This is a genomic window from Aminobacter aganoensis (genome assembly GCF_014206975.1).
GTDB lineage: Bacteria > Pseudomonadota > Alphaproteobacteria > Rhizobiales > Rhizobiaceae > Aminobacter > Aminobacter aganoensis.
This window is the reverse complement of record NZ_JACHOU010000001.1, coordinates 47180-73009: the sequence shown is the minus strand read 5'-3', so window position 1 is coordinate 73009 and position 25830 is coordinate 47180. Positions and strand designations below refer to the sequence as shown.

20 protein-coding genes and 4 tRNA genes are annotated in these 25830 nt (G+C 62.3%); 7 read left to right on the top strand and 17 right to left on the bottom strand.

Going from position 1 to position 25830, the window contains the following annotated elements; all coding sequences use genetic code 11:
- Nucleotides 1–103: 103 nt before the first annotated feature.
- The 12 genes from rpoC to GGR00_RS00265 all read right to left on the bottom strand — a co-directional run bounded on the left by rpoC (nt 104) and on the right by GGR00_RS00265 (nt 15038).
- Nucleotides 104–4300: a DNA-directed RNA polymerase subunit beta' gene (gene rpoC, locus GGR00_RS00320; RefSeq protein ID WP_055973809.1), complete on the bottom strand. Its 4197-nt coding sequence runs from the start codon at nt 4298–4300 to the stop codon at nt 104–106.
- A gap of 194 nt (nt 4301–4494) precedes the next feature.
- The gene (rpoB, locus tag GGR00_RS00315; protein WP_055973812.1) at nt 4495–8631 is read right to left on the bottom strand and encodes a DNA-directed RNA polymerase subunit beta; all 4137 of its coding nucleotides are present in this window, start codon (nt 8629–8631) and stop codon (nt 4495–4497) included.
- A 203-nt stretch (nt 8632–8834) separates the two neighbouring features.
- A complete protein-coding gene (rplL, locus tag GGR00_RS00310) occupies nt 8835–9206 on the bottom strand; it encodes a 50S ribosomal protein L7/L12 (RefSeq protein ID WP_055973815.1) in 372 nt (123 codons plus the stop codon).
- A gap of 54 nt (nt 9207–9260) precedes the next feature.
- Complete coding sequence (rplJ, locus tag GGR00_RS00305; protein WP_055973817.1) at nt 9261–9779, bottom strand: 50S ribosomal protein L10; 519 nt, start codon at nt 9777–9779, stop codon at nt 9261–9263.
- Between the two features lie 389 nt (nt 9780–10168).
- Nucleotides 10169–10867 carry a 50S ribosomal protein L1 gene (gene rplA, locus GGR00_RS00300; RefSeq protein WP_184697046.1) on the bottom strand — a complete coding sequence of 233 codons (699 nt, stop codon included), beginning with the start codon at nt 10865–10867 and terminating at the stop codon, nt 10169–10171.
- A 4-nt stretch (nt 10868–10871) separates the two neighbouring features.
- Entirely contained in the window at nt 10872–11300 is a 429-nt protein-coding gene (gene rplK / locus GGR00_RS00295) for a 50S ribosomal protein L11 (protein WP_055973823.1), read from the bottom strand.
- Nucleotides 11301–11455: 155 nt separating this feature from the next.
- Nucleotides 11456–11983, bottom strand: coding sequence for a transcription termination/antitermination protein NusG (nusG, locus tag GGR00_RS00290; RefSeq protein WP_055973827.1), 528 nt, complete (start codon nt 11981–11983; stop codon nt 11456–11458).
- 27 nt (nt 11984–12010) lie between these two features.
- The gene (gene secE, locus GGR00_RS00285; RefSeq protein WP_055973830.1) at nt 12011–12211 is read right to left on the bottom strand and encodes a preprotein translocase subunit SecE; all 201 of its coding nucleotides are present in this window, start codon (nt 12209–12211) and stop codon (nt 12011–12013) included.
- Between the two features lie 304 nt (nt 12212–12515).
- A tRNA-Trp gene (locus tag GGR00_RS00280) sits at nt 12516–12591 on the bottom strand.
- A 791-nt stretch (nt 12592–13382) separates the two neighbouring features.
- Complete coding sequence (gene tuf / locus GGR00_RS00275) at nt 13383–14558, bottom strand: elongation factor Tu (protein WP_184117332.1); 1176 nt, start codon at nt 14556–14558, stop codon at nt 13383–13385.
- A gap of 196 nt (nt 14559–14754) precedes the next feature.
- A tRNA-Gly gene (locus tag GGR00_RS00270) sits at nt 14755–14828 on the bottom strand.
- A gap of 125 nt (nt 14829–14953) precedes the next feature.
- Nucleotides 14954–15038 (bottom strand) — tRNA-Tyr (locus GGR00_RS00265).
- A 198-nt stretch (nt 15039–15236) separates the two neighbouring features.
- Here GGR00_RS00265 and rlmB point away from each other — a divergent pair.
- Entirely contained in the window at nt 15237–16085 is an 849-nt protein-coding gene (gene rlmB / locus GGR00_RS00260) for a 23S rRNA (guanosine(2251)-2'-O)-methyltransferase RlmB (protein WP_055973835.1), read from the top strand.
- A 181-nt stretch (nt 16086–16266) separates the two neighbouring features.
- Nucleotides 16267–17052 (top strand): F510_1955 family glycosylhydrolase, encoded by a 786-nt coding sequence (locus tag GGR00_RS00255; RefSeq protein ID WP_156381180.1) that lies wholly within the window; start codon nt 16267–16269, stop codon nt 17050–17052.
- A 102-nt stretch (nt 17053–17154) separates the two neighbouring features.
- Here the strand turns inward: GGR00_RS00255 and GGR00_RS00250 are convergent, their stop codons facing one another.
- From GGR00_RS00250 to gcl, 3 genes are read right to left on the bottom strand one after another with little or no spacing between them, the layout of a single operon-like run.
- Nucleotides 17155–18069 (bottom strand): 2-hydroxy-3-oxopropionate reductase, encoded by a 915-nt coding sequence (locus GGR00_RS00250; RefSeq protein WP_184697043.1) that lies wholly within the window; start codon nt 18067–18069, stop codon nt 17155–17157.
- Nucleotides 18070–18100: 31 nt separating this feature from the next.
- The gene (otnI, locus tag GGR00_RS00245; RefSeq protein WP_184697040.1) at nt 18101–18898 is read right to left on the bottom strand and encodes a 2-oxo-tetronate isomerase; all 798 of its coding nucleotides are present in this window, start codon (nt 18896–18898) and stop codon (nt 18101–18103) included.
- A gap of 17 nt (nt 18899–18915) precedes the next feature.
- Nucleotides 18916–20697 carry a glyoxylate carboligase gene (gcl, locus tag GGR00_RS00240; protein ID WP_184697038.1) on the bottom strand — a complete coding sequence of 594 codons (1782 nt, stop codon included), beginning with the start codon at nt 20695–20697 and terminating at the stop codon, nt 18916–18918.
- Between the two features lie 198 nt (nt 20698–20895).
- Between gcl and bhcR the strand changes: the two genes are divergently transcribed.
- A complete protein-coding gene (bhcR, locus tag GGR00_RS00235; protein WP_055973847.1) occupies nt 20896–21732 on the top strand; it encodes an HTH-type transcriptional regulator BhcR in 837 nt (278 codons plus the stop codon).
- A gap of 59 nt (nt 21733–21791) precedes the next feature.
- Here the strand turns inward: bhcR and GGR00_RS00230 are convergent, their stop codons facing one another.
- The gene (locus GGR00_RS00230; protein ID WP_055973962.1) at nt 21792–22115 is read right to left on the bottom strand and encodes a BA14K family protein; all 324 of its coding nucleotides are present in this window, start codon (nt 22113–22115) and stop codon (nt 21792–21794) included.
- A gap of 191 nt (nt 22116–22306) precedes the next feature.
- Between GGR00_RS00230 and GGR00_RS00225 the strand changes: the two genes are divergently transcribed.
- Nucleotides 22307–22801: a YbaK/EbsC family protein gene (locus GGR00_RS00225; RefSeq protein ID WP_055973966.1), complete on the top strand. Its 495-nt coding sequence runs from the start codon at nt 22307–22309 to the stop codon at nt 22799–22801.
- Between the two features lie 7 nt (nt 22802–22808).
- On the opposite strand, the gene GGR00_RS00220 is transcribed toward GGR00_RS00225, so the two are convergent.
- Nucleotides 22809–22884, bottom strand: a tRNA-Thr gene (locus GGR00_RS00220).
- A gap of 160 nt (nt 22885–23044) precedes the next feature.
- Between GGR00_RS00220 and GGR00_RS00215 the strand changes: the two genes are divergently transcribed.
- The 3 genes from GGR00_RS00215 to GGR00_RS00205 all read left to right on the top strand — a co-directional run bounded on the left by GGR00_RS00215 (nt 23045) and on the right by GGR00_RS00205 (nt 25801).
- On the top strand, nt 23045–23212 hold the full coding sequence (locus GGR00_RS00215) for a hypothetical protein (RefSeq protein WP_184117331.1): 168 nt from the start codon (nt 23045–23047) through the stop codon (nt 23210–23212).
- Between the two features lie 109 nt (nt 23213–23321).
- Nucleotides 23322–24095: an NAD kinase gene (locus tag GGR00_RS00210; RefSeq protein ID WP_055973850.1), complete on the top strand. Its 774-nt coding sequence runs from the start codon at nt 23322–23324 to the stop codon at nt 24093–24095.
- A gap of 167 nt (nt 24096–24262) precedes the next feature.
- The gene (locus GGR00_RS00205) at nt 24263–25801 is read left to right on the top strand and encodes a DEAD/DEAH box helicase (protein WP_055973853.1); all 1539 of its coding nucleotides are present in this window, start codon (nt 24263–24265) and stop codon (nt 25799–25801) included.
- Nucleotides 25802–25830 lie beyond the last annotated feature (29 nt).

Here is a 25830-nt window from a genome sequence, read left to right as displayed (position 1 = left end):
ATGTCAAATGCCCGGGCGTGGCTGCCCAGTTCCGGGAAGCCTTTGCCGTGGCAACGAAAAAGGGGGCCGCAGCCCCCTTTCCTAGTCCTGTCGGACGGCGCTCCTACTGAGCGGCGTTGACCATGTCGGTCAGGATCGGCTCGGCGACTTCCGCGCCCGAAAGCTTGCGGCGTTCGTCGAGGATCAGTTCGTCACGCGAGGTGGCGATGCGCCTGATCTGGCTCATCATACCGCCCGTACCGGCCGGGATGAGGCGGCCGACGATGACGTTTTCCTTGAGACCCTGCAGCATGTCGGTCTTGCCGGCGACGGCAGCCTCGGTCAGCACCCTGGTCGTCTCCTGGAAGGAAGCGGCCGAGATGAAGGACGGCGTCTGCAGCGATGCCTTGGTGATACCGAGCAGAACCGGCTGACCTTCGGCAGGCTTCTTGCCTTCCTCGATCAGGCGATCGTTGACCTCGTCGAACTCGATGACGTCGACATGATCGCCCGGGATGTAGATCGAGTCGCCCTGTGCGGTGATCTCGACCTTCTGCAGCATCTGACGGACGATGACCTCGATGTGCTTGTCGTTGATCGACACGCCCTGCAACCGGTAGACTTCCTGGATTTCATTGACGAGGTAGGAAGCAAGCGCTTCCACGCCCTTGATCGCCAGGATGTCGTGCGGCGCCGGATTGCCGTCGAGGATGTAGTCGCCCTTCTCGATGGCATCGCCGTCCTGGAGATGGAACGGCTTGCCCTTCGGGATCAGGTATTCGACCGGCTCAAGCGTCGAGTCATGCGGCTCGATGATGATGCGGCGCTTGTTCTTGTAGTCGCGGCCGAAGCGAACCGTACCATCGATCTCGGCGATGATGGCGTGATCCTTCGGACGACGGGCTTCGAAGAGCTCGGCCACACGCGGCAGACCGCCGGTGATGTCCTTGGTCTTCGCGCTTTCCATCGGGATACGCGCCAGCACGTCGCCGGGGCGGACCTGGGCACCCGGTTCGACCGAGAGAATGGCCTCGACGGAGAGCAGGAAGCGAGCATCGCCGCCCTTCGACAGCTTGCCGACCTTGCCCTTGGAGTCCTGGATCACCATCGCAGGCTTGAGATCCGAACCGCGCGGGGTCGAACGCCAGTCGATGACCTCACGCTTGGTGATGCCGGTCGATTCGTCGGCCGTTTCCTGAACGGAAATGCCGTCGACCAGATCCTCGAAGGCCACGCGGCCCTCGATTTCGGTGAGGATCGGACGGGTATAGGGATCCCACTCGGCGATACGCTGGCCGCGCTTCACCTTGTCGCCATCGTCCACGAAGATACGCGAACCATAGGTGACGCGGTGCGTGGCCCGCTCCTTGCCGGCTTCGTCGAGGATCAGGATCGCCATGTTGCGGCCCATCACCACGAGATTGCCGTCGGAATTGCGGACGACGTTGCGGTTGCGGATCTCGACCTTGCCTTCATACGAAGCTTCGAGGAACGAGCTGTCGACCACCTGAGCGGTACCGCCCATGTGGAAGGTACGCATGGTGAGCTGCGTGCCCGGCTCGCCGATCGACTGCGCGGCGATGACGCCGACAGCTTCGCCCTGGTTGACAGGGGTACCGCGTGCTAGGTCGCGACCATAGCAGACCGCGCAGACGCCGACCTTGACTTCGCAGGTCAGGGCCGAGCGGATGCGAACCGACTGCACGCCAGCCTTCTCGATCACCTCGATGTCGCGCTCGTCCATCAGCGTGCCGCCCTTGACCAGCAGGTCGCCAGTCACCGGATGGTTGATGTCGTCGAGCGAGGTGCGGCCGAGGATACGCATGCCGAGCGAAGCAACCACCTGGCCGGCATCGACGATCGGCTGCATGGTGAGGCCCTTTTCAGTGCCGCAATCAACCGAGTTGACGATGCAATCCTGCGCCACGTCGACGAGACGACGGGTCAGGTAGCCGGAGTTTGCCGTCTTAAGAGCGGTATCCGCGAGACCCTTGCGGGCGCCGTGGGTCGAGTTGAAGTATTCAAGAACGGTCAAGCCTTCCTTGAAGTTCGAGATGATCGGCGTCTCGATGATTTCACCCGACGGCTTGGCCATCAGGCCGCGCATGCCGGCGAGCTGACGCATCTGGGTGGGCGAACCGCGCGCGCCGGAGTGCGACATCATGTAGATCGAGTTCATCGGCTTCTGACGGCCGTTGTCCTCGAACTCCACCGCCTTGATGCGGGCCATCATTTCGTCGGCGACCTTTTCCGAGCACTTGGCCCAGGCGTCGACGACCTTGTTGTACTTCTCGCCCTGGGTGATCAGGCCGTCGTTGTACTGCTGCTCGTATTCCTTGGCGAGCGCTTCGGTCTGTTCGACTAGGCCGTGCTTCGTGTCAGGAATAAGCATGTCGTCCTTGCCGAACGAGATGCCGGCGCGGCAGGCGTGAGCGAAGCCGAGAGCCATGATGCGATCGCAGAAGATGACCGTCTCTTTCTGACCGCAGTGGCGGTAGACGGTGTCGATCATCTTGGAGATGTTCTTCTTGGTCATCTCCTGGTTTGCGGTGTCGTACGGCACGTTGACGTTCTTCGGCAGCAGTTCGCCGATGATCATGCGGCCCGGGGTCGTGTCGTGAATCTTGGACACGACGTTGCCTTCGGCGTCGACCGTGCGGAAACGACCCTTGATCTTGGCGTGCAGGGTGACTGCCTTGGTCTCAAGCGCGTGCTGAAGTTCGCCCATGTCGGCAAACACCATGCCCTCGCCCGGCTCGTTCTGGTTGACGATCGAGAGGTAGTAGAGACCGAGAACCATGTCCTGCGACGGCACGATGATCGGCGCGCCGGAAGCCGGGTGCAGGATGTTGTTGGTCGACATCATCAGCACGCGTGCTTCGAGCTGAGCCTCGAGCGACAGCGGAACGTGGACAGCCATCTGGTCGCCGTCGAAGTCGGCGTTGAAGGCCGTACAGACGAGCGGGTGCAGCTGGATGGCCTTGCCTTCGATCAGGGTGGGTTCGAAGGCCTGGATGCCCAGGCGGTGCAGCGTCGGCGCGCGGTTGAGCAGGACCGGATGCTCGCGGATGACCTCATCGAGGATATCCCAGACTTCCGGCTTTTCCTTCTCGACCAGCTTCTTGGCCTGCTTGACGGTCGAGGAGTAACCCTTGGCGTCGAGGCGGGCATAGATGAACGGCTTGAACAGCTCGAGCGCCATCTTCTTCGGCAGGCCGCACTGGTGCAGCTTGAGCTCCGGACCGGTCACGATGACCGAACGGCCGGAATAGTCGACGCGCTTGCCGAGCAGGTTCTGGCGGAAGCGACCCTGCTTGCCCTTGAGCATGTCGGACAGCGACTTCAGCGGGCGCTTGTTGGCGCCGGTGATGACGCGGCCGCGGCGGCCGTTGTCGAACAATGCGTCGACGGCTTCCTGCAGCATGCGCTTTTCGTTGCGGATGATGATCCCCGGCGCGCGGAGCTCGATCAGACGCTTCAAGCGGTTGTTGCGGTTGATGACGCGACGATAGAGATCGTTCAGATCGGAGGTCGCAAAGCGGCCGCCATCCAGCGGGACCAGCGGGCGCAGGTCCGGCGGGATCACCGGCACGACCTTCATGATCATCCACTCGGGACGGTTTCCGGACTCCATGAAGTTCTCAACCACCTTGAGGCGCTTGAGATACTTCTTCTGCTTGAGTTCCGACGTCGTCGTGGCGAGTTCCGAGCGCAGGTCGCCTGCGATCTTCTCCAGGTCCATGCTGGCAAGCAGGTCGTGGATGGCTTCGGCACCGATCATGGCGGTGAAGCTGTCCTCGCCATACTCGTCAACAGCGAGCATGTACTCTTCCTCGCTCAGGAGCTGGTGCTCCTTCAGCGCGGTCAGGCCGGGCTCGGTGACGATATAGTTCTCGAAGTACAGGACACGCTCGATATCCTTGAGCGTCATGTCGAGCAGCGTGCCGATACGGCTCGGCAGCGACTTCAGGAACCAGATGTGGGCGACGGGTGCGGCGAGCTCGATGTGGCCCATGCGCTCGCGGCGAACGCGCGACAGCGTGACTTCCACGCCGCACTTTTCGCAGATGACGCCCTTGTACTTCATGCGCTTGTACTTGCCGCACAAGCATTCGTAGTCCTTGATCGGGCCGAAGATGCGCGCGCAGAACAGGCCGTCGCGCTCCGGCTTGAAGGTACGATAGTTGATCGTCTCCGGCTTCTTGATCTCGCCGAACGACCAGGACAGAATCTTCTCAGGGCTGGCGAGCGAAATCCGGATGGAATCGAACACCTGCGCAGGCGCCTGAGGGTTGAAGAGATTCATGACCTCTTGGTTCATGCCGTTCTCCTTTTCGGGGCCCTCGAAAGCCCCTTGTCATCGTGTGCGGACCAGAGCGCCCGCCAGCTGTGTCGGCCCATAGCCGAAGAATTCTCAACAAATGAGCATGATCTCGACCGAAACCGGCACCCACCCTTGGGGATCATGCTCTGCGGCGACGCCGCGGGAAAAATCCCGCGGCGCGCCTTTGGTGCTTACTCTGCCGCGTCAGGCAGGCGATGCGCGGTCTCGTCGATCTTGGTGTTCTCCAATTCGACATTGAGGCCCAGCGAGCGCATTTCCTTGACGAGAACGTTGAAGCTCTCGGGGATGCCCGCTTCGAACGTGTCGTCGCCGCGCACGATCGCCTCGTAGACCTTGGTACGGCCGGCCACGTCGTCCGACTTCACCGTCAGCATTTCCTGCAGCGTGTAGGCGGCGCCATAGGCTTCGAGTGCCCAGACCTCCATTTCGCCGAAGCGCTGACCGCCGAACTGCGCCTTGCCGCCCAGCGGCTGCTGGGTAACGAGCGAGTACGGTCCGATCGAACGAGCGTGGATCTTGTCGTCGACCAGGTGGTGAAGCTTGAGCATGTAGATGTAGCCCATCGTCACCTTGCGGTCGAACGGCTCGCCCGTACGTCCGTCATACAGCTGCGACTGACCGGACGTGTGCAGGCCCGCCTGCTCCAGCATCTCGTTGATGTCAGCCTCGTGCGCACCGTCGAACACCGGGGTCGCGATCGAGACGCCGCGACGCATCTGCTCGCCAAGGCGAACGACACTCTCGTCGTCGTAGTTGCGAACCGGCTCGTTCCGGTCATTGGCCGGAATGATGCTCTCGATGGTCTCGCGCAGCGGCTTGATGTCGCCGGCAGCCTTATACGCATCGATCATCTCGCCGATCTTCCTGCCCATGCCGGCGCAAGCCCAGCCGAGATGGGTTTCGAGGATCTGTCCGACGTTCATGCGCGACGGCACGCCGAGCGGGTTCAGCACGATGTCGGCATGCGTTCCGTCTTCGAGGAACGGCATGTCCTCGACCGGAACGATGCGCGACACGACACCCTTGTTGCCGTGACGGCCGGCCATCTTGTCGCCGGGCTGCATCTTGCGCTTCACCGCGACGAAGACCTTGACCATCTTCATGACGCCGGGCGGCATCTCGTCGCCGCGCTGCACCTTCTCGACCTTATCCATGAAGCGCTGTTCGAGCTGCTTCTTGGAGTCGTCGTATTGGCCGCGCAGAGCTTCGAGCTCACCCTGCATCTTCTCGTCTTCGACGGCGAACTGCCACCACTGCGAACGCGGATAGTCGTCCAGCGTCTCCTTGGCGAGCGTCGAGCCCTTCTTGAAGCCCTTCGGTCCGGCAATCGCGTCCTTGCCGATGAGCATGTCGCTCAGGCGGCTGTAGACGTTGCGGTCGAGGATCGCCTGCTCGTCGTCACGGTCCTTGGCGAGACGCTCGATTTCCTCGCGCTCGATCGCCATGGCGCGTTCGTCCTTCTCCACGCCGTGGCGGTTGAAGACACGAACTTCGACGATGGTGCCGTAGGTTCCGGGCGGCATGCGCATGGAGGTGTCACGGACATCGGACGCCTTTTCACCGAAGATGGCGCGCAGAAGCTTTTCTTCCGGCGTCATCGGGCTTTCACCCTTCGGCGTGATCTTGCCGACCAGGATGTCGCCCGGCTGAACTTCCGCGCCGATGTAGACGATACCGGCTTCGTCGAGGTTCTTCAGCGCTTCTTCCGAGACGTTCGGAATGTCGCGGGTGATTTCCTCAGGCCCGAGCTTCGTATCGCGCGCCATGACCTCGAACTCCTCGATATGGATCGAGGTGAAGACGTCGTCGGCCACGATGCGCTCGGAGAGCAGGATCGAGTCCTCGTAGTTGTAGCCATTCCAAGGCATGAACGCGACGAGCACGTTGCGGCCGAGCGCCAGATCGCCGAGCTCGGTCGACGGACCGTCGGCAATGATGTCGCCCTTGTTGACCCGGTCGCCCATGCGAACCAGCGGACGCTGGTTGATGCAGGTGTTCTGGTTCGAACGCTGGAACTTCATCAGGCGGTAGATGTCGACACCGGACTTGCCCGGATCGAGATCTTCCGTCGCACGGACAACGATACGGGTCGCGTCGACCTGGTCGACGATGCCGCCGCGGCGGGCGCCGATGGCAGCGCCGGAGTCACGGGCGACGATCGGCTCCATGCCGGTACCAACGAACGGAGCCTCGGCGCGCACCAGCGGCACGGCCTGACGCTGCATGTTCGAGCCCATCAGAGCGCGGTTGGCGTCGTCGTTTTCCAGGAACGGGATCAGCGCGGCAGCGACCGACACCATCTGCTTCGGCGAAACGTCCATAAGGTCGACGTTTTCGCGCGGCGCCATCATCACTTCGCCGGCGTTACGGCAAATGACGAACTCGTCGACGAAGTGGCCGTTCTTGTCGAGCTCGGCGTTGGCCTGGGCGACGAAGTGCTTGGCCTCTTCCATAGCCGAGAGATAGACGACCTCGTTGGTCAACTTGCCGTCGACGATCTTGCGGTACGGGCTCTCGATGAAGCCGTACTTGTTGACGCGGGCAAAGGTGGCGAGCGAGTTGATCAGACCGATGTTCGGGCCTTCCGGCGTCTCAATCGGGCAGATACGGCCATAGTGCGTCGGATGCACGTCGCGGACTTCGAAGCCAGCGCGCTCGCGGGTCAGACCACCAGGTCCAAGCGCCGAAAGACGACGCTTGTGGGTGATCTCCGACAGCGGGTTGGTCTGGTCCATGAACTGCGACAGCTGCGAAGAACCGAAGAACTCGCGCACGGCGGCCGCGGCCGGCTTGGCGTTGATCAGGTCCTGCGGCATGACGGTGTCGATCTCGATCGACGACATGCGCTCCTTGATCGCGCGCTCCATGCGCAGCAGACCGACGCGGTACTGGTTCTCCATCAACTCGCCGACCGAACGGACGCGGCGGTTGCCGAGATTGTCGATGTCGTCGATCTCGCCCTTACCGTCGCGCAGCTCGACAAGCGTCCTGACCACGGCAAGGATGTCTTCCTTGCGCAGGACACGAACGGTGTCTTCGGCGTCGAGTTCGAGACGCATGTTCATCTTGACGCGACCGACTGCCGACAGGTCGTAGCGCTCGCTGTCGAAGAACAGCGAGTTGAACATCGCTTCGGCAGTGTCGATGGTGGGCGGCTCGCCCGGGCGCATGACGCGATAGATGTCGAACAGCGCGTCCTGGCGGCTCTCGTTCTTGTCGACCGCCAGCGTATTGCGGATGTAGCCACCGACGTTGATGTGGTCGATGTCGAGGATGTTGATTTCCTCTTCGCCGGTCGAAAGCAGGACCTTGAGCGTCTTCTCGTCGATCTCGTCGCCGGCTTCGAGGAAGATCTCGCCGGTGGCGTAGTTGACGATGTCCTCGGCAAGATAGCTGCCGAACAGGTCGTCTTCGGTCGCCTTGATGGCCTTGAGGCCCTTCTCGGCAAGCTGCTTAGCCTGGCGTGCGGTGATCTTCTTGCCGCCTTCGACGACGATCTCGCCAGTGTCGGCGTCAACCAGATCGCCGACAGCCTTCAGACCCTTGAAGCGCTCGACCGAGAACGGGATGCGCCAATGGTCGCCCGACTTCTTGTAGGTGATCTTGTTGTAGAAGGTCGACAGGATCTCTTCGCCATCCATGCCGAGCGCCATCAGCAGCGACGACACCGGGATCTTGCGGCGGCGGTCGATACGGGCGTGGACGATGTCCTTGGAATCGAACTCGATGTCGAGCCAGGAACCGCGATAGGGAATGACGCGGGCGGCGAACAGCAGCTTGCCCGACGAGTGCGACTTGCCCTTGTCGTGATCGAAGAAGACGCCGGGCGAGCGGTGCATCTGCGAAACGATGACGCGCTCGGTGCCGTTGACGATGAAGGTGCCGTTGGACGTCATGAGCGGCATGTCGCCCATGTAGACGTCCTGCTCCTTGATGTCCTTGATCGACTTCGCGCCGGTATCCTCGTCGATATCGAACACGATGAGGCGCAGCGTCACCTTCAGCGGCGCAGCAAACGTCAGGTCGCGCTGACGGCACTCGTCGACGTCAAACTTCGGTGCTTCGAACTCGTACTTGACGAACTCCAGCATCGAAGCGCCGGAGAAGTCGGAGATCGGGAAGACCGACTTGAAAACGGCCTGCAGCCCTTCGTCGGGACGACCGCCCTTGGGCTCGTCCACCATCAGGAACTGGTCATAAGATGCCTTCTGAACCTCGATCAGGTTCGGCATCTCCGCAACTTCAGGGATCTTTCCGAAGAATTTGCGTACGCGTCTGCGGCCATTGAAAGTCTGGGTCTGGGCCATCGTCGCTCCTTGCTGCCTTTCTTGGGGTGAGCGTCGCTAAGGCTCACCTTGCATGCGCGCCGCCTCGGCGGCGGCCTATCCAAAACGGGAGAAAACCCGTTTCCTGAAAGCCGCTTGCGGCCCTCAGGAAATAGGTTCCCGACAATCCCCCGGGTCACGGGAGCCGGTGGGCGGCAACGTGGCCGCCCACCGAAACCGTGAGCTTACTTAAGCTCGACCTTGGCGCCAGCTGCTTCCAGCTGAGCCTTGAGCTTCTCGGCGTCAGCCTTCGAGACGCCTTCCTTGATCGGCTTCGGAGCGCCTTCGACGAGGTCCTTGGCTTCCTTGAGGCCCAGGCCGGTGATGGCGCGGACTTCCTTGATGACTTCGATCTTCTTGTCGCCGGCAGCTGCCAGGATGACATCGAACTCGGTCTTCTCTTCAGCCGGAGCAGCAGCAGCGCCGCCAGCAGCAGCGACTGCAACCGGAGCAGCAGCCGAAACGCCCCACTTCTCTTCGAGGAGCTTCGACAGCTCAGCCGCCTCGAGGACGGTCAGGGCCGACAGGTCGTCAACGATCTTTGCGAGATCAGCCATTTTACTATTCCTTCAATCAGTTCGAACGTGTGTTGATGATAGCGAGGAACGGCCTCATGCCGCCTCGTCCTTCCGGGCATAAGCGCCAATGACGCGCGCGACCGAAGCCGCCGGCGCATTGACGATCTGGGCGATCCGGGTAGCCGGGGTGGCGATCATGCCAACCAGCTTTGCACGCAGCTCGTCGAGCGACGGAAGCGCGGCCAAAGCCTTGACTCCGTCGGCGTTGAGCGAGGTCGTGCCCATCGAACCACCAAGGATGACAAGCTTGTCATTGGTCTTGGCGAAGTCGGACGCGACCTTCGGCGCTGCAATCGGATCCTCCGAATAGGCAACAAGCGTCTGTCCCTTGAACAGATCGATGATGCTTTCGGATTCCGTGCCCTGAAGAGCGATTTTGGCGAGACGGTTCTTCGCGACTTTGACGGTGCCGCCGGCCTGACGCATCTTCACGCGAAGATCGTTCATTTGCGCGACGGTGATACCGGCATAGTGGGCCACGACGACTGAACCTGCGTTCGAGAACGCGTCATTCAGGCCCGTGACGAGTTCGCGTTTTTCCGCTCTGTCCACTGCCTATCTCCAGTTGACCGCCTCCCATTTGCGGGGTGAGCGGTCGGGTTGCCTTTTGCCGGGCGGCCAATCCAGAAATTCCAGATCACCCGAACGGCGCTCGAGGATCCTGCCCCCTTTCGCCACACCTGACGGGCTTGCGGCCCGGCGCGATGCGCAGACAAAAGGCAAACACGGTTCGAACCTTTCATTGGAGCCGAAGCTCCTTTGTCTGGTCTTCACCCGTCTCATGCAGGCCCATTCGAATTAAGGACCAAGGGTCACCTGGACCGCCTGCAATCTCGGACAGGATTTTCGAAAGCTGTTTCCAACTTCCGAAAATCCGGGCTCGGAAGCCCGGAATTCTTTTTCAGGATCAAGCCTTTAACGGCCGATCCAATATCAACTTATCAGGACGCTGCGAGCGTCGCGAGGTCGAGCTTGAGGCCTGGGCCCATCGTCGAGGTGAGGGACACCTTCTTGACGTAGACGCCCTTGGCACCGGTCGGCTTGGCCTTGTTGACCGCATCCGCGAGGGCGCGGACGTTTTCTTCCAGCGCCTTGACGTCGAACGAGATCTTGCCGACGCCGGCGTGGATGATGCCGGCCTTCTCGACGCGGAACTCAACAGCGCCGCCCTTCGAAGCCTTGACGGCTGCTGCGACGTCGGTGGTCACGGTGCCGACCTTCGGGTTCGGCATCATGCCGCGCGGGCCGAGCACCTTACCGAGACGGCCGACCAGCGGCATCATGTCGGGGGTGGCGATGCAGCGGTCGAAGTCGATCTGGCCCTTCTGGACGATGTCGACGAGGTCTTCCGCACCGACGATGTCGGCACCGGCTGCGCGGGCTTCGTCAGCCTTCGCATCGCGTGCGAACACAGCGACGCGAACCGTGCGGCCCGTGCCGTTCGGCAGGTTGACGACGCCGCGGACCATCTGGTCGGCGTGGCGCGGGTCGACGCCGAGGTTCATGGCGACTTCGATGGTCTCGTCGAACTTGACCGACGAACGGGCCTTCAGAAGCTCGAGTGCTTCGCCAAGGCCATAAGCCTTGTTCGCATCGATGCCTTCGCGGGACTTGGAAACGCGCTTTGCAATCTTAGCCATGATCTCAGCCCACCACTTCCAGGCCCATCGAACGAGCCGAGCCTTCGACCATCTTGATGGCGGCTTCGATGTCGTTCGCGTTCAGGTCCTTCATCTTGACTTCGGCGATCTCGCGCACCTTGGCGCTGCTGATCTCGCCAGCCTTGATCTTGCCCGGCTCCTTCGAGCCCGACTTGAGGTTGGCTGCCTTCTTCAGGAAGTAGGCCACCGGCGGCGTCTTCATGACGAAGGTGAACGACTTGTCCTGGTAATAGGTGATCACGACCGGGATCGGCGACCCCTTCTCGAGCTCCTGGGTCTGCGCGTTGAACGCCTTGCAGAACTCCATGATGTTGATGCCACGCTGACCAAGCGCCGGTCCGATCGGGGGCGACGGCGTCGCCGAACCCGCGGAAACCTGAAGCTTGAGCTGGCCCGCAACTTTCTTAGCCATCTCTTTCCTGCCTTTGTTTCATGCCGGCCAAGCCGGCGGTTGCAGTTCGGTGGTGCGAAGAAGACGACCGGCTAAGCCGCCTCATCTCCCACCATGCTTGCGCCAGGCATGCGCCCGGCACTGCCCACCACCGGAACCGGCGGCGGGCGCCTCGATCAGCCCTTTTCGACCTGACCGAATTCGAGATCGACAGGCACGGCGCGCCCGAAGATCGAAACTTCCACCTTGAGGCGCGCACGCTCCTCGTCCACTTCCTGGACGAAACCGTTGAACGAGGCGAACGGACCGTCGGAAACGCGCACCGCCTCGCCGATCTCGAAGGTGACCGAAGGCTTGGGACGCTCGACGCCCTCCTGGACCTGGTTCAGGATGCGCTGGGCCTCGGCCTCGGTGATCGGCACCGGCTTCGAATCGCCAAGGAAACCAGTGACCTTCGGGGTGTTCTTCACAAGGCTGAAAACGGCGTCGCTGAGATGGGCCTTCAGGAGCACATAGCCGGGGAAGAACTTGCGCTCGGCATCGACCTTGCGGCCGCGGCGAACCTCGACAACCTTTTCGGTCGGAACGACGATCTGCTCGATCTGGTCGCTCAGGCCCTTCTGCTTGGCCTTGTGCTCAATGTCCTCGGCGACCTTCTTTTCGAAGTTCGAATAGGCGTGGACGATGTACCAGCGCGCGGTCATTTCAGGGAATTCTCCGTATTCGCAGCCTTAGCGGCCAATGCCCAGGATCTGCTCGACAGCGAATGCCATCAGCTGGTCTGCGGCAAAAAAGAAAATCATCGCGATAACGGCAAATCCGAGCACCATGACAGTGGAGATCATCGTCTCGCGACGTGAGGGCCACGTAACCTTCGCCGTTTCCGACCTTACCTGCTGCAGAAAGGTGAAGGGGTTCGTGGTTTTCGCCATGTGCCGCTCTGCTTTCAACGTCCGTTGACCGGACTTCTGGATGATCCCGTGACCGGGAGATGCCGCTGCACGGCAGGCAATCCGCGCGAATCAGCGCAAACATTCCGCCCATGCAATTCGGACGCGTAAAGCCGGATCCCCAGCTCCACGCGCCGCGTGTCTGTTTCGCCTACATAGAGCCGATTCTCTTTCCACGCAAGTGGCAGGAACCCGTACCATGTTTGAGCGCCGCGTCGAGACCATCCAGTCGTCCCGTTCCGGCTATAGAAGTCTTTATGCCTGAATTAGCGAATTCTGGCAAGACTGGCACGGGCAGCAGGGCTCGAACCTACGACCTGCGGTTTTGGAGACCGCCGCTCTACCAACTGAGCTATGCCCGTACTTGTCGCCGCGCATCAGCTGCGCAGCACCGGCTTCCTAAGGATTTCCACGCCGTCTGTAAAGAGCGCAATGCGCGATGCTTCGAACATTCACAGCCGGAATTGCACGAGGCGCAGCGCAAGCGCCCTCACCTGCGCGATGTAGCATCCGCCAAGTGCTTTCGATGTCATGCCGGCGATCGCGGGATTGCCGCCAAGGCCGCGGGAGCAGGCGGCGGATGCACGCAGCTTCGTCTACTTGCAGCTGTCGACCTTCTTTTCGATCACCCGCTTCTTACCCTTCACCATCCGGTACTTTTCCCGGTAGCGAACTTTTTCCTTGGTTTAGGTGGTCGTGATCGGGTGAACGCCGACATAGATCGCTGGACGGACCGGTCGCTTGATACCACCTGCCAGCGTCACCGTCAGGCGAGCGAATGACGACAGGCAGGCGCCTTGTTCCAATCGTCCTCAGGAACCGCGCGAAGGCCTTCGGCGTGCCAGGGACGAGCGCCCCGCGTGCACATGTCCATTGCCGGCATACCGGTTCACAGGTCGGATTGCTGCTGCGGACAATCTTCATCGGCAGATCGATTTCGCCCACCGGTTCTGCTGCAGCTGCCAACAAGAATTTGAAAGGAAGGATGATGATCAATGCCACAAGCAAGACTTGGCGTCTGCTGTACCGTCCCCAACGATACGAATTGAGCACTTGCATATTCGCCGCAACGGACACGGCTGCAATCAGTACCGGCCAAACAAAAAGGGCGGCCCGGAGGCCGCCCTTCATGCATTCGACGGTGAGACGTCGATTATTCTTTGATCGAAGCGACGATGCCGGCGCCGACGGTGCGGCCGCCTTCACGGATGGCGAAGCGGAGCTTCTCTTCCATGGCGATCGGCACGATCAGCTCGACGTCGACGGTGATGTTGTCGCCGGGCATGACCATCTCGGTGCCTTCCGGCAGCGACACGATGCCGGTCACGTCCGTCGTGCGGAAATAGAACTGCGGACGGTAGTTGGTGAAGAACGGCGTGTGACGGCCACCCTCTTCCTTGGTCAGGATGTAGGCTTCAGCCACGAACTTCTTGTGCGGCTTGACCGAACCCGGCTTGCACAGCACCTGGCCGCGCTCGACGTCTTCACGGCCAACGCCACGGATCAGCGCGCCGATGTTGTCGCCCGCCTGGCCCTGGTCGAGCAGCTTGCGGAACATCTCGACGCCGGTGACCGTCGTCTTCGAGGTCGCCTTGATGCCGACGATCTCGACTTCCTCGCCGACCTTGACGATGCCGCGCTCGACGCGGCCGGTGACGACCGTGCCGCGGCCCGAGATCGAGAACACGTCTTCGATCGGCATCAGGAACGGACGGTCGATCGGACGCTCAGGCGTCGGGATGTAGGCATCGACAGCCGCCATCAGCTCGCGGATCGCGTCTTCGCCGATCTTCTTGTCCGAATCGTTGAGCGCAGCAACGGCCGAGCCCTTGACCATCGGGATGTCGTCGCCGGGGAACTCGTACTTCGACAGCAGCTCGCGCACCTCGAGCTCGACCAGTTCGAGCAGCTCGGCGTCGTCGACCAGGTCGACCTTGTTGAGGAACACCACCAGGGCGGGAACGCCGACCTGACGGGCGAGCAGGATGTGCTCGCGGGTCTGCGGCATCGGGCCGTCGGCAGCCGAAACCACCAGGATCGCGCCGTCCATCTGGGCGGCACCGGTGATCATGTTCTTCACATAGTCGGCGTGGCCGGGGCAGTCGACGTGAGCGTAGTGGCGGGCCGGCGTCTCGTATTCGACGTGCGCCGTCGAAATGGTGATGCCGCGGGCCTTCTCTTCAGGCGCTGCGTCGATCTGGTCGTAGGCCTTGAACTCGCCGAAAAACTTCGTGATCGCCGCCGTCAGCGACGTCTTGCCGTGGTCGACGTGACCAATCGTGCCAATGTTCACGTGAGGTTTGTTACGCTCGAATTTACCTTTAGCCATTGTCTCTTTCCTTGGGCATCGGGACCTTGGTTCCGGTCGGATGCGGGGCGATTACCGATAAAGGCCGAAAAAGACAAGCGCCTTTTGCCCAAACGCCAAGGTCAGGCCCAAAAGCGACGGTACTCTTTCAGTGCAGGACGCACATATGGGAACAAGCGGATAGAAATAAAAGGCTTCTCGCCTGGCGGAGATGCTCTGGAGCGGGTAGCGGGAATCGAACCCGCGTATTCAGCTTGGAAGGCTGCTGCTCTACCATTGAGCTATACCCGCGCCCTGAGCGCCGCGCGCCTGTTCAGGAGCGAAGGACGCTCTGGCATTCACCTTCGCGCATGTTCCTTGCCGAAAGATGAACTCACCTTTCGAGGCCATGCGCTTAATGGCTTCCGGGCCGGCAGTGGTGGAGGAGGTTGGATTCGAACCAACGTAAGCTGAGCTAACGGATTTACAGTCCGTCCCCTTTAACCACTCGGGCACTCCTCCAACTGCTTGCCGGAGCCATGCTACGAGGCATTTTTCGATCCCGGTTCTGGGCAAAGCGCCCTCGCCCCGAAATCTGCGTGGGCTTATGGCGACAAGGATTTGGCCTGTCAACCGACAGCGCGCGATTTCATGCGGAATATTCGAAGCGCCGACTAACGGGCCGTATCCAAAGCCAGGCCGTGCCGCTATAGCAGGCGCATGAACGATACAAAAAAGCCCGGAACACCCAAGGACAGCCACTACGCCAAGCTGCGCCGCACCTTTCGCGACCAGAAGGCAGGTGGCGCACCTGCATTCAGGCCCAAGCGTCCGCTGCCGCCCGGCGAGAACGCTCCCGACGGGCTTGTGCGGCTCTATGGCCTGCACACGGTGCGTGCGGCGCTCGACAATCCACGCCGCAAGATCCGGCGCATGCTGATCACCCGCAACGCCGCCGAAAGGCTGGAGATTGCCGATCTCGGTGCCCTGCCCTTTGCCACCGAAGTGGTGGAGCCGAAGGAGATCGACAAGATCACCGGCACCGACGCCGTCCACCAGGGCGTGCTGATCGAGGCCGAACCGCTGAAATCGAAGGCGCTGTCGGCGCTGGGCGATTCGCCACTGATCCTAGTGCTCGACCAGGTAACCGACCCGCACAATGTCGGCGCCATCATGCGCTCGGCCGTGGCATTCGGCGCAGGGGCATTGATCACCACGCAGCGCCACAGCCCGCACGAAAGCGGCGTGCTCGCCAAATCGGCATCCGGCGCGCTCGAGCACATCGACCTGATCGAGGTGCGCAACCTGGCCGACGCGCTGGGCGAATTGCACGAGGCCGGCTTCCAGACCATCGGGCTTGATTCGGAAGGCCCGGCGGAGCTCGAAAAGAGCTTTGCCGGGGACAAGCTGGCACTGGTGCTCGGCGCCGAGGGCAAGGGCCTGCGGCAGAAGACGCGCGAGACCGTGACGGCACTGGCGCGCCTCGACATGCCGGGTGCGATCCATTCGCTCAACGTGTCGAACGCGGCGGCAGTGTCGCTCTACGCCGCGCGGAAATTCCTCGGCTGACACATTCGGCTGGCTGACCGGCTACGCAAGCAGCGCGGCCCTTGACCTTCCACCGGGCGGAAGCCGTAGCCTCCGGGCACAACGGAGTCTTGTCATGGCGCGTCGCCTCAAATTTTTCACCCTCTTGTCAGCCGGCATCGCTCTCGGCGCTGTCTCCCCGGCAATCGCCCAGGGAATCAGCATGGCTGACCTCGCCGGCAAGACCCATATCCATGGACTTGCCTTCGACCGTGCCGACCCTTCCAGCGTGCTGATCGCCACCCATCACGGCCTGATGAAGGCTGCGCCCGACGGCATGGTAATCCCAGTTTCCGACAGTCGTGACGATTTCATGGGATTTGTTCCCCATCCCACGGATTCCGAGATCATGTTCGCCAGCGGGCATCCGCAGGCCGGCGGCAATCTCGGCTTCATCAAATCGACGGATTCGGGAAAGAGCTGGCAGCAGATAGCGCCGGGAGTGGATGGCCCCGTCGATTTCCACCAGTTGGCAGTGAGCCCGACAAATCCCGATGTGCTCTATGGCTCATACGGCGCGATCCAGGCCAGCCGCGACGGCGGCAAGACCTGGACGGTTGCGGGCGAGGCACCAGCGAAGCTGATCGACCTGACTGTTTCGCCGGCAAGCCCCGATGTCGTCTATGCCGCAACCGAAGACGGGCTGATGGTGAGCCGCGACGGCGCCGGAACCTGGCAGCCCATCCTGTCCGGCGTGCCTGTCACCACGGTGGACCTGACCCCGGACGGCACGATCTATGCCTTTGTTCCAGGTCGCGGGGTGGTGCGGGCCACCGAGACGGCGCCGAAATTCGAGACGATGGGCGAAGGGCCCGATCCGGCAGGCTACATCCTTCACCTCGCCGTGGACCAGCAGGCGCCGACGCGCATGGTCGCGGTGACGGGCACGCGCGCCATCGTCGTTTCCAGCGATGCCGGCGCAAGCTGGACGGCGCTGGGCGGCAAGTGACGCACGAACGTTGAACGGGCCCCTGCGATGTCGCAGGAGCCCGCTCATCGACAGCGACGAGAAAACTGCGGCGTTGGGAACTTCCGCCGCGCCTCTCCCGATCTATGCCGCCTTGCCTTTCGCCTCGGCTTCGGCGCCGACCTCGAAATTGGCCATGCGCTCCAGCGCGCGAACCAGCGCCGAGTGATCCTCCTTCGCCCCGCCATTGGCGGCGCAGGAATTGAACAGCTCCTGCGTCATCGAGGTGTTGGGCAACGACACGCCGAGCGCCTTGGCGCCCTGCAGCGCGAGATTGAGGTCCTTCTGGTGCAGTTCGATACGGAAACCGGGCGCAAAGGTGCGCTTGTACATCCGCTCGCCATGCACCTCGAGGATGCGCGAGGCGGCTAGGCCGCCCATCAGCGCCTGACGCACCTTGGCGGGATCCGCACCTGCCTTGGAGGCGAACACCAGCGCTTCGGCCACCGCCTCGATGGTCAATGCAACGACGATCTGGTTGGCGACCTTGGTCGTCTGGCCGACGCCGTTCGGTCCAACGAGGGTGATGTTCCTGCCCATCTTCTCGAACACCGGGCGGGCACGCTCAAACGGCTTCTCCTCGCCGCCGACCATGATCGTCAGCGACGCAGCCTTGGCGCCGACCTCGCCGCCGGACACGGGCGCGTCGAGATAATCACAGCCCAGAGCGTTGATCTTCTTGGCGAACTCCTTGGTCTCGATCGGCGAGATAGAGCTCATGTCGATCACGAGCTTTCCCCTGGAAAGCCCTGATGAAACGCTGTTTTCCCCAAACAGAACATCTGCGACCTGCGGCGTGTCGGGCACCATCAGGATGATGATGTCGGCAGCCTTGGCAAGGGCCTGATGCCCGGCGACCGACTTCAGCCCCTTGCCAACCAATTCGGCCGGCAGCGCGCCACGATGATCGCTGGCGAGCACTTCGAAGCCTGCGTCCAGCAGGTGACCCGCCATTGGCGCGCCCATGATGCCCAGCCCGACAAATCCGATCTTTTCCATTTCCATATTCCTTCAATTCCAGTGTGGGCGGTCAGGCGGCAGCGCTGCCCTTGTTGGCCAAGCGCTCGAACCAGCCCAGGCCTTCGACCGTCCCGGCCTTGGGCTTGTATTCGGCTCCGACCCAGCCGGCGTAGCCGATGCGGTCGAGATGTTCGTAGAGGAACGGGTAGTTGATCTCGCCCGTCCCCGGCTCATGACGCCCGGGATTGTCGGCGAGTTGCACATGGGCGATCCGGTCGAGATTGGCCTCGATGGTGCGGGCGAGATCACCCTCCATGATCTGCATGTGGTAGATGTCGTACTGCAGGTAGAGGTTGTCGGAACCGACCCTGTCGATGATGCCGAGCGCCTGCCTGGTGTTGGTCAGGAAAAAGCCCGGTATGTCCCTGGTGTTGATCGGCTCGATCAGCAAGCGGATTCCTGCCGCCTTGAGCTTCTCCGCCGCAAAGGCGAGATTCTCGACGAAGACATTCTCCAGCACGTCACGGGCGTTGCCGGCGGGCGCGATGCCGGCGAGGCAATTTACCTGTTCGCAGCCCAGGGCGTGGGCATAGGTGATCGCCTTGGCCACGCCCTGGCGGAATTCATGGATCCGGTCCGGCAGCACGGCGATGCCGCGCTCGCCTGCCGCCCAGTCGCCCGGCGGCAGGTTGAACAAGGCCTGGGTGAGGCCGTTCTTCTTGAGGCGCGCGGCCACGACATCGGGAGTGTGATCGTAGGGTGCGATGTATTCGACACCCTGGAAGCCGGCACGCGCCGCGGCATCGAAACGGTCGAGAAAGTCATGCTCGCCAAAGAGCATCGAAAGGTTGGCTGAGAACTTAGGCATTAGTCTTCCCTCGGATATCAATCGAGCAGCATGATCGCGGTCGGTGCGTCTTCGTTGCTCTCGGCAAGGTCTTCGAACTCGACGATGTTGTCGATCTCGACGCCCATGGAGATGTTGGTGACACGTTCGAGAATGAACTCGAGGACGACGGGCACCTGGTGTTCCTTCATCAACTGCTTGGCCTGCTTGAAGGCCGAAGCAAATTCTTCCGGCTTGCGAACCCGGACCGCCTTGCAGCCCATGGCTTCGGCAACGGCGACGTGATCGACACCATAGCCTGCTTCGGGATCGCCGGAGCGGTTGATGTTTTCGAACGACAGGCTGACTTCGAAATCCATGGTGAAGCCGCGCTGCGCCTGGCGGATCAGGCCGAGATAGGCGTTGTTCACGACGACGTGGATGTAAGGCAGCTTGTGCTGGGCACCGACCGCCAGTTCCTCGATCATGAACTGGAAGTCGTAGTCACCCGACAAGGCAACGATGTCGCGATCCGGATCGGCGGCGCGAACGCCCAACGCTGCCGGCAACGTCCAGCCGAGCGGTCCGGCCTGGCCGCAATTGATCCAGTTGCGCGGCTTGTAGACGTGCAGGAACTGGGCACCGGCAATCTGCGACAGGCCGATGGTGGTGACATAGGTAGTGTCGCGGCCGAAGGCCTTGTTCATCTCCTCGTAGACGCGCTGCGGCTTGAGCGGCACCTGCTCGAAGTGGGTCTTGCGCTTCATCGTCTTCTTGCGGTCCTGGCACTCCCTGGCCCAGCCGGACCAATCGCGCAGCTTACCGGAGGTCTTCCATTCGGTGGCGACGTCGAGCAGCATCTTCAGGGCCGCGCCGGCATCCGACGTGACGCCCAGGTCGGGCGCAAAGACACGGCCGATCTGGGTCGGCTCGATGTCGATGTGGATGAACTTGCGGCCGGCCGTGTACTTGTCGACCGAACCGGTGTGGCGGTTGGCCCAGCGATTGCCGATGCCGAGAACGAAGTCCGCGGCCAACATGGTCGCGTTGCCGTAGCGGTGCGACGTCTGGAGGCCGCACATGCCGGCCATCAGGCGATGATCGTCAGGGATCGCGCCCCAGCCCATCAATGTTGGAACGACGGGAACACCCGAGATCTCGGCGAACTCAATGAGCAGGTCCGATGCGTCGGCGTTGATGATGCCGCCACCGGCAACGATCAGCGGCTTTTCCGCCTCGTTGAGCATCGCCAAAGCCTTCTCGGCCTGGGCGCGCGTCATCGCCGGCTTGTGGACCGCGAGCGGCTCATAAGCGTCGATATCGAATTCGATCTCGGCCAGTTGAACGTCGACGGGCAGGTCGACCAGGACCGGCCCCGGCCGACCGCTGCGCATCAGGTGGAATGCCTTCTGCAGCGTCATCGGCACCAGGTACGGCTCCATGACGGTGACGGCCCATTTGGTGACCGGGCCCGCGATCGCGGCAATGTCAACAGCCTGGAAATCTTCCTTGGTGAGGCGTGCCCGCGGCGCCTGGCCGGTGATGCAGAGGATCGGGATCGAGTCGGCGGACGCCGAATAGAGGCCGGTGATCATGTCGGTGCCGGCAGGACCGGACGTGCCGATACACAGGCCGATATTGCCGGCCTTGGTGCGGGTATAGCCTTCGGCCATGTGCGATGCGCCTTCGACGTGGCGGGCAAGCACATGGCGGATCGAACCGCGCGCCTTCAGGGCCGAATAGAGCGGATTGATGGCGGCGCCCGGCACGCCGAAGGCACAAGAGATGCCTTCCTTCTCGAGAACGAGGACCGCTGCATCGACAGCGCGCATCCGGGCCATGGTCTTACCTCCAACGATCGAAACTGATTGTTGGCTGATCCTGTCATTGCGGATCGTATTTTGCAATTTTTTCAAAATATTTTTTCATTTTGAAACACACGTGTCTATTATCTGATTTTAAACAGTTTTTCATTTTTCGTTGTAAAGCGCGCCATCTTGGATGAAAAAGTTTTTTAGAAGCGTTTCGGAGCAAGCATCATGGCAACGATGGAAAAACGGCAACGCGGGCGGCCTCGGGCTTTCCAGCCCGCCCCTGACGCGGGTTCGGTGCAATCGCTGGATCGGGCACTGCGCATCCTGGCCATCGTCGCCCATGGCGACGGGCTTTCGCTGAGCGAGATCTCAGCCGCCTCGGACCTTGCCGCGGCAACCGCCTACCGCATGCTGACGACATTGCAGAACCACGGCATGGTCGAGTTCGAAAGCGATGGCCAGTTGTGGTCGATCGGGGTCGAAACCTACCGCATGGGCTCGGCATTCCTGCGTCGGCGCAAGCTCGTCGACCGCGCCCGCACCGTCATGCAGGAACTGATGGAGAAAACCGGCGAAACGGCCAATCTCGGTGTCGCCGAAGACGATTGTGTCGTGTTCGTCAGCCAGGTCGAGACGCACCAGGCGATCCGCGCCTTCTTCCGGCCCGGCACCCGCAGCCCGTTCCATGCCTCGGGCATCGGCAAGGCCGTTCTTGCCCATCTCGACCGCGACCGGGTGAATGCCATCGTGCGTAAGGCAGGCCTCGACGCCTATACGGAAAGGACGCTCTCGGAACCGGCATTACTTGCCCGCGATCTCGACCAGATCCGTACGCGCGGCTGGTCGGTTGACGATGAGGAGCGTTATCCGGGCATGCGCTGCATTGCCGCCGCGGTGTTCAACGAATTCGGCGAACCCATTGGCGGCGTTTCGGTTTCCGGACCTACGGTGCGCGTGACGCCCGAACGTCTCGGCGAGATCGGCCCGATCGTGCGCGACGCCGCGGCCGAACTGACCAGGATGATCGGGGGATCTCCCGATGGCACCGTGCCAGGCCTCTGAAAACACAAGCGGGAGAAGGGTTGCCCCTCTCCCGCTGCCTTCGGTTCATGCAGTCCGGACTACAGGCGGCAGTAGCGCAGCCGGCCATCATAGCCGACATAGGTGTCGGTACGCGGATCGTAGCTGCGGTAGCGCGCCAGGCAGCGCTGGACATGGCTGCCATAGGGATCGACCGGGTAATAGGCATCATAATAGGGCGCGGGCGCCGGACGATGGCCGCCGGCAATGATTGCGCCGGCAATGAAGCCGCCGGCGCCGGCGAGTGCTGCGGCCTCGGCCCTGGTCAGACCGCCGGCGGAAGACTGCTGGACAGTGCTGGCGAGGCCGGTTGCGACGACGGCAGCGGCGATAAGACCCGAAATCATCTTGCTCTTGAACGACATGGTGCTCTCCTTCGGTTGTTCTGGGAGGCGTTCCATCCGCCTCATGCCAGTCAGTGGCTGCGGACGGGCAAAAGGTTCACGAACCCGAAGATTTTTTTCTGCTTCGCCTTGGGCCAAATGGCTGTGCTTGACAGCGGTGCGTCATCGGACGAAGTCAAAGGCTCAATGCAATGACCATCGCCGGAAAAGACATGAGCCTGCAGTCAGTCAAAGCCTTCTTCGCCGAACATGCCCCCGACATCGAGGTCATCGAGACGCCGACCAGCTCGGCGACGGTGGCATTGGCCGCCGAGGCACATGGGGTTGAGCCGGCGCAAATCGCCAAGACCATATGCCTGCGTGTCGGCGAGCGCGTGTTGCTGGTGGTGGCACGGGGCGATGCGCGCATCGACAACCGCAAGTCCCGCGACGCATTCGGCGGCAAGCCGCGCATGCTCGACCACGAGCAGGTCGCAGAACTCACCGGCCATCCCGTGGGCGGGGTCTGCCCGTTCGGACTGGCCACACCCGTGCCCGTCTACTGCGACGTCTCGCTGCGCGCCTTTGACAAAGTGGTGCCGGCAGCGGGTGCAATCAACGCGGCCGTCCGCATCGGCGTCGAGCGCATGGCACAGCTTGTCGGCGCGGAATGGTGCGACATCTGCCAGGACGCCGTCGACAGGCAGGGAACGGAAGCTGCGGAATAGATTGGGCTGGTGCCCCCGGCAGGAATCGAACCCGCGACCTTCGGTTTACAAAACCGCTGCTCTACCAGCTGAGCTACAAGGGCAATTTGCCCCGGTTAGCATATTCTGCGCCCCAGTAAAGACAATTCCGGTCGGGCTGCGACGCATCCCCAGTCCGCAACGCGCAGATGGGCCTAAAACCGGCGACCTGTCCTCACTACATGATTGACGTGGGGCATTGTCCCCCGGCGCTGGAGATGATGGATGATCAGGTTTGTCATCATAGCCGCAGCGGTCGCGATCGCCTGGCTTTTGCTGCTCATGCTTTTCCGCCAGGCCAGGGCGGCGCAGTTCGACTGGACCGGCATCGCAGCGATCGTCGGCTTCATCGCGCTTGCCTTTTACCTGCGCCACGTCACCGGCATGGGCTGAAGCTGAGCGATTTCGCCCAACAGGTCGCCCTCCCTTTGCTTCGCGCACCCTGCATGCTAACCCGTTGCCGGCGGCCGGCATCGGCGTTCGGACCGCCTGCAGGGAGCATATGGACGCCAAGTCGCTGACATTTTCGTTCGCATCCTCGGGCACGCCCGAGGCGGATGCCGCGGCAAAGCGGCTTTCGCGTCGCTATGGCCAGATGCCTTTCGGCCAGGCCGACATCGTGGTGGCGCTGGGCGGCGACGGTTTCCTGTTGCAGACGCTGCGCGAGACGATGAGCACCGGCAAGCGCGTCTACGGCATGAACCGGGGCACGGTCGGCTTCCTGATGAACGAATATGGCGAAGACGACCTGCCCGAACGCCTGGCCTCCGCGGTCGCCGAAACCATCCGTCCGCTCGAAATGCAGACCGTCGACGAAGACGGCGCGACGATGGACGCGCTTGCCATCAACGAGGTCTCGCTGCTGCGCCAGTCGTACCAGGCGGCGCGGTTGCGTATATCGGTCGACGGCAAGGTGCGGCTCGAGGACCTGATCTGCGACGGCGTGATGGTTGCGACACCCGCCGGCTCGACCGCCTACAACCTGTCCGCACATGGCCCGATCCTGCCGCTCGACGCGCCACTCCTGGCGCTGACGCCGGTCAGCCCGTTCAGGCCGCGGCGCTGGCGCGGCGCGCTGTTGCCCAAGACCGCCGTCGTGCGCTTCGAAATACTGGAAGAGCGGAAGCGTCCAGTGAACGCGGTTGCCGACCATACGGAAGTCAAATCCGTGGTTTCTGTCGAGGTCAAGGAATCCGCATCGCACACCGCGACCTTGCTGTTCGATGCCGGCCATTCCTGGAGCGAGCGCATCCTGGCTGAGCAGTTCAAATACTGAGCATTGGGCCACAGCCGGAAGCAAAGGGCTGCAAACGCTGGTTGCGTGCCAGTTTGAGTTGACAAATCGCACACTTACGCCTATCGCGTTGCGGCATATTGCAGGCGAGTTGCGCCTGTCGTGGCGAATACGCCGCGCCCTTGAACGAGCAAAGACAGCCAACACACTTGTCCGAAGACACTCAGACCGCTCCAGAAGCGTTGACCTTCGCAGACCTCGGCCTCTCGCCGAAGGTCCTTTCCGCAGTCACCGACGCCGGCTACACGCAGCCCACGCCGATCCAGGCGGGCGCGATCCCGCACGCCTTGCAGGGCAAGGACGTGCTCGGCATCGCCCAAACGGGCACCGGCAAGACGGCATCCTTCGTGCTGCCGATGCTGACGCGCCTTGAAAAGGGCCGCGCCCGGGCGCGCATGCCGCGTACGCTGATCCTCGAGCCGACGCGCGAACTTGCCGCCCAGGTCGAAGAGAACTTCGTCAAGTACGGCAAGAACCATCGCCTCAACATCGCGCTGCTGATCGGCGGCGTATCGTTCGACGAACAGGAAAAGAAGCTCGAGCGCGGCGCCGATGTCCTGATCGCCACGCCGGGCCGCCTGCTCGACCATTTCGAACGCGGCAAGCTGCTGCTATCGGCAGTCGAGATCCTCGTCATCGACGAGGCGGATCGCATGCTCGACATGGGCTTCATTCCCGACATCGAGCGCATCTGCAAGCTGATCCCGTTCACGCGCCAGACGCTGTTCTTCTCGGCGACGATGCCGCCCGAGATCACCAAGCTGACCGAACAGTTCCTGCATGCGCCGGTGCGCATCGAGGTGGCCAAGGCAGCGACCACAGCATCCACCGTCACCCAGCGTCTCGCCAAGTCCGGCCCCAAGCCCTGGGACAAGCGCGAAACCCTGCGCCGCCTGATCAATGCCGAAGGCGACGAGATCAAGAACGCGATCATCTTCTGCAACCGCAAGGTCGACGTTTCGGAGCTGTTCCGCTCGCTGGTCAAGCACGACTTCGACGCCGGTGCGCTGCATGGCGACATGGACCAGCGCGCGCGCATGACCATGCTTTCCAATTTCCGCGACGGCAAGCTGCGCCTGCTGGTTGCCTCCGACGTCGCCGCACGCGGCCTCGACATTCCCGATGTCAGCCACGTGTTCAATTACGACGTGCCGATCCACGCCGAGGACTACGTCCACCGCATCGGCCGCACCGGCCGTGCAGGGCGTTCGGGCAAGTCGTTCACAATCGCGACTCGTTCCGACACCAAATATGTCGACGCGATCGAAAAGCTGATCGGCCAGAAGATCGAATGGCATGACGGCGACCTGTCGACTGTCGTTGCCAGCGAAGGCGACGACGAGGCTCCGCGCCACGGCCGCAGCAATTCGCGCCGCGGCGGCAAGGAACAGCGCCATGGCCGCGACCGCGACCGCAAGCCCCGCGAAGAAGCGCCCGCTGTCCAGGCAGCAGTTGCCACTGAAGCTCCTGTCGACAATGTCGTGTCCGACATCGACGAGCGCCGCGAGCGCAAGGAAGCGATCCGGAACGGAAATGCCGAGCGCAAGCCGCGCGCAGAGCACGACAAGCAGCGCCGCGACGATCGCGGCAACCGCCGGGGCAACCGCGAGCGCGAGGAAGACGACGACCGCACGGTCGGCTTCGGCGACGACATGCCGGCCTTCATGCTGATCGCGACCAACGTCTGATCGCCGAAAGCTTCAATCAATAGAGCTCA

Coding starts and splice junctions, on each gene's coding strand:
- rpoC (WP_055973809.1), bottom strand. CDS start 4,300: ATGAACCAAGAGGTCATGAATCTCTTCAACCCTCAGGCGCCTGCGCAG.
- rpoB (WP_055973812.1), bottom strand. CDS start 8,631: ATGGCCCAGACCCAGACTTTCAATGGCCGCAGACGCGTACGCAAATTC.
- rplL (WP_055973815.1), bottom strand. CDS start 9,206: ATGGCTGATCTCGCAAAGATCGTTGACGACCTGTCGGCCCTGACCGTC.
- rplA (WP_184697046.1), bottom strand. CDS start 10,867: ATGGCTAAGATTGCAAAGCGCGTTTCCAAGTCCCGCGAAGGCATCGAT.
- rplK (WP_055973823.1), bottom strand. CDS start 11,300: ATGGCTAAGAAAGTTGCGGGCCAGCTCAAGCTTCAGGTTTCCGCGGGT.
- nusG (WP_055973827.1), bottom strand. CDS start 11,983: ATGACCGCGCGCTGGTACATCGTCCACGCCTATTCGAACTTCGAAAAG.
- secE (WP_055973830.1), bottom strand. CDS start 12,211: ATGGCGAAAACCACGAACCCCTTCACCTTTCTGCAGCAGGTAAGGTCG.
- tuf (WP_184117332.1), bottom strand. CDS start 14,558: ATGGCTAAAGGTAAATTCGAGCGTAACAAACCTCACGTGAACATTGGC.
- rlmB (WP_055973835.1), top strand. CDS start 15,237: ATGAACGATACAAAAAAGCCCGGAACACCCAAGGACAGCCACTACGCC.
- GGR00_RS00255 (WP_156381180.1), top strand. CDS start 16,267: ATGGCTGACCTCGCCGGCAAGACCCATATCCATGGACTTGCCTTCGAC.
- GGR00_RS00250 (WP_184697043.1), bottom strand. CDS start 18,069: ATGGAAAAGATCGGATTTGTCGGGCTGGGCATCATGGGCGCGCCAATG.
- otnI (WP_184697040.1), bottom strand. CDS start 18,898: ATGCCTAAGTTCTCAGCCAACCTTTCGATGCTCTTTGGCGAGCATGAC.
- gcl (WP_184697038.1), bottom strand. CDS start 20,697: ATGGCCCGGATGCGCGCTGTCGATGCAGCGGTCCTCGTTCTCGAGAAG.
- bhcR (WP_055973847.1), top strand. CDS start 20,896: ATGGCAACGATGGAAAAACGGCAACGCGGGCGGCCTCGGGCTTTCCAG.
- GGR00_RS00230 (WP_055973962.1), bottom strand. CDS start 22,115: ATGTCGTTCAAGAGCAAGATGATTTCGGGTCTTATCGCCGCTGCCGTC.
- GGR00_RS00225 (WP_055973966.1), top strand. CDS start 22,307: ATGAGCCTGCAGTCAGTCAAAGCCTTCTTCGCCGAACATGCCCCCGAC.
- GGR00_RS00215 (WP_184117331.1), top strand. CDS start 23,045: ATGATCAGGTTTGTCATCATAGCCGCAGCGGTCGCGATCGCCTGGCTT.
- GGR00_RS00210 (WP_055973850.1), top strand. CDS start 23,322: ATGGACGCCAAGTCGCTGACATTTTCGTTCGCATCCTCGGGCACGCCC.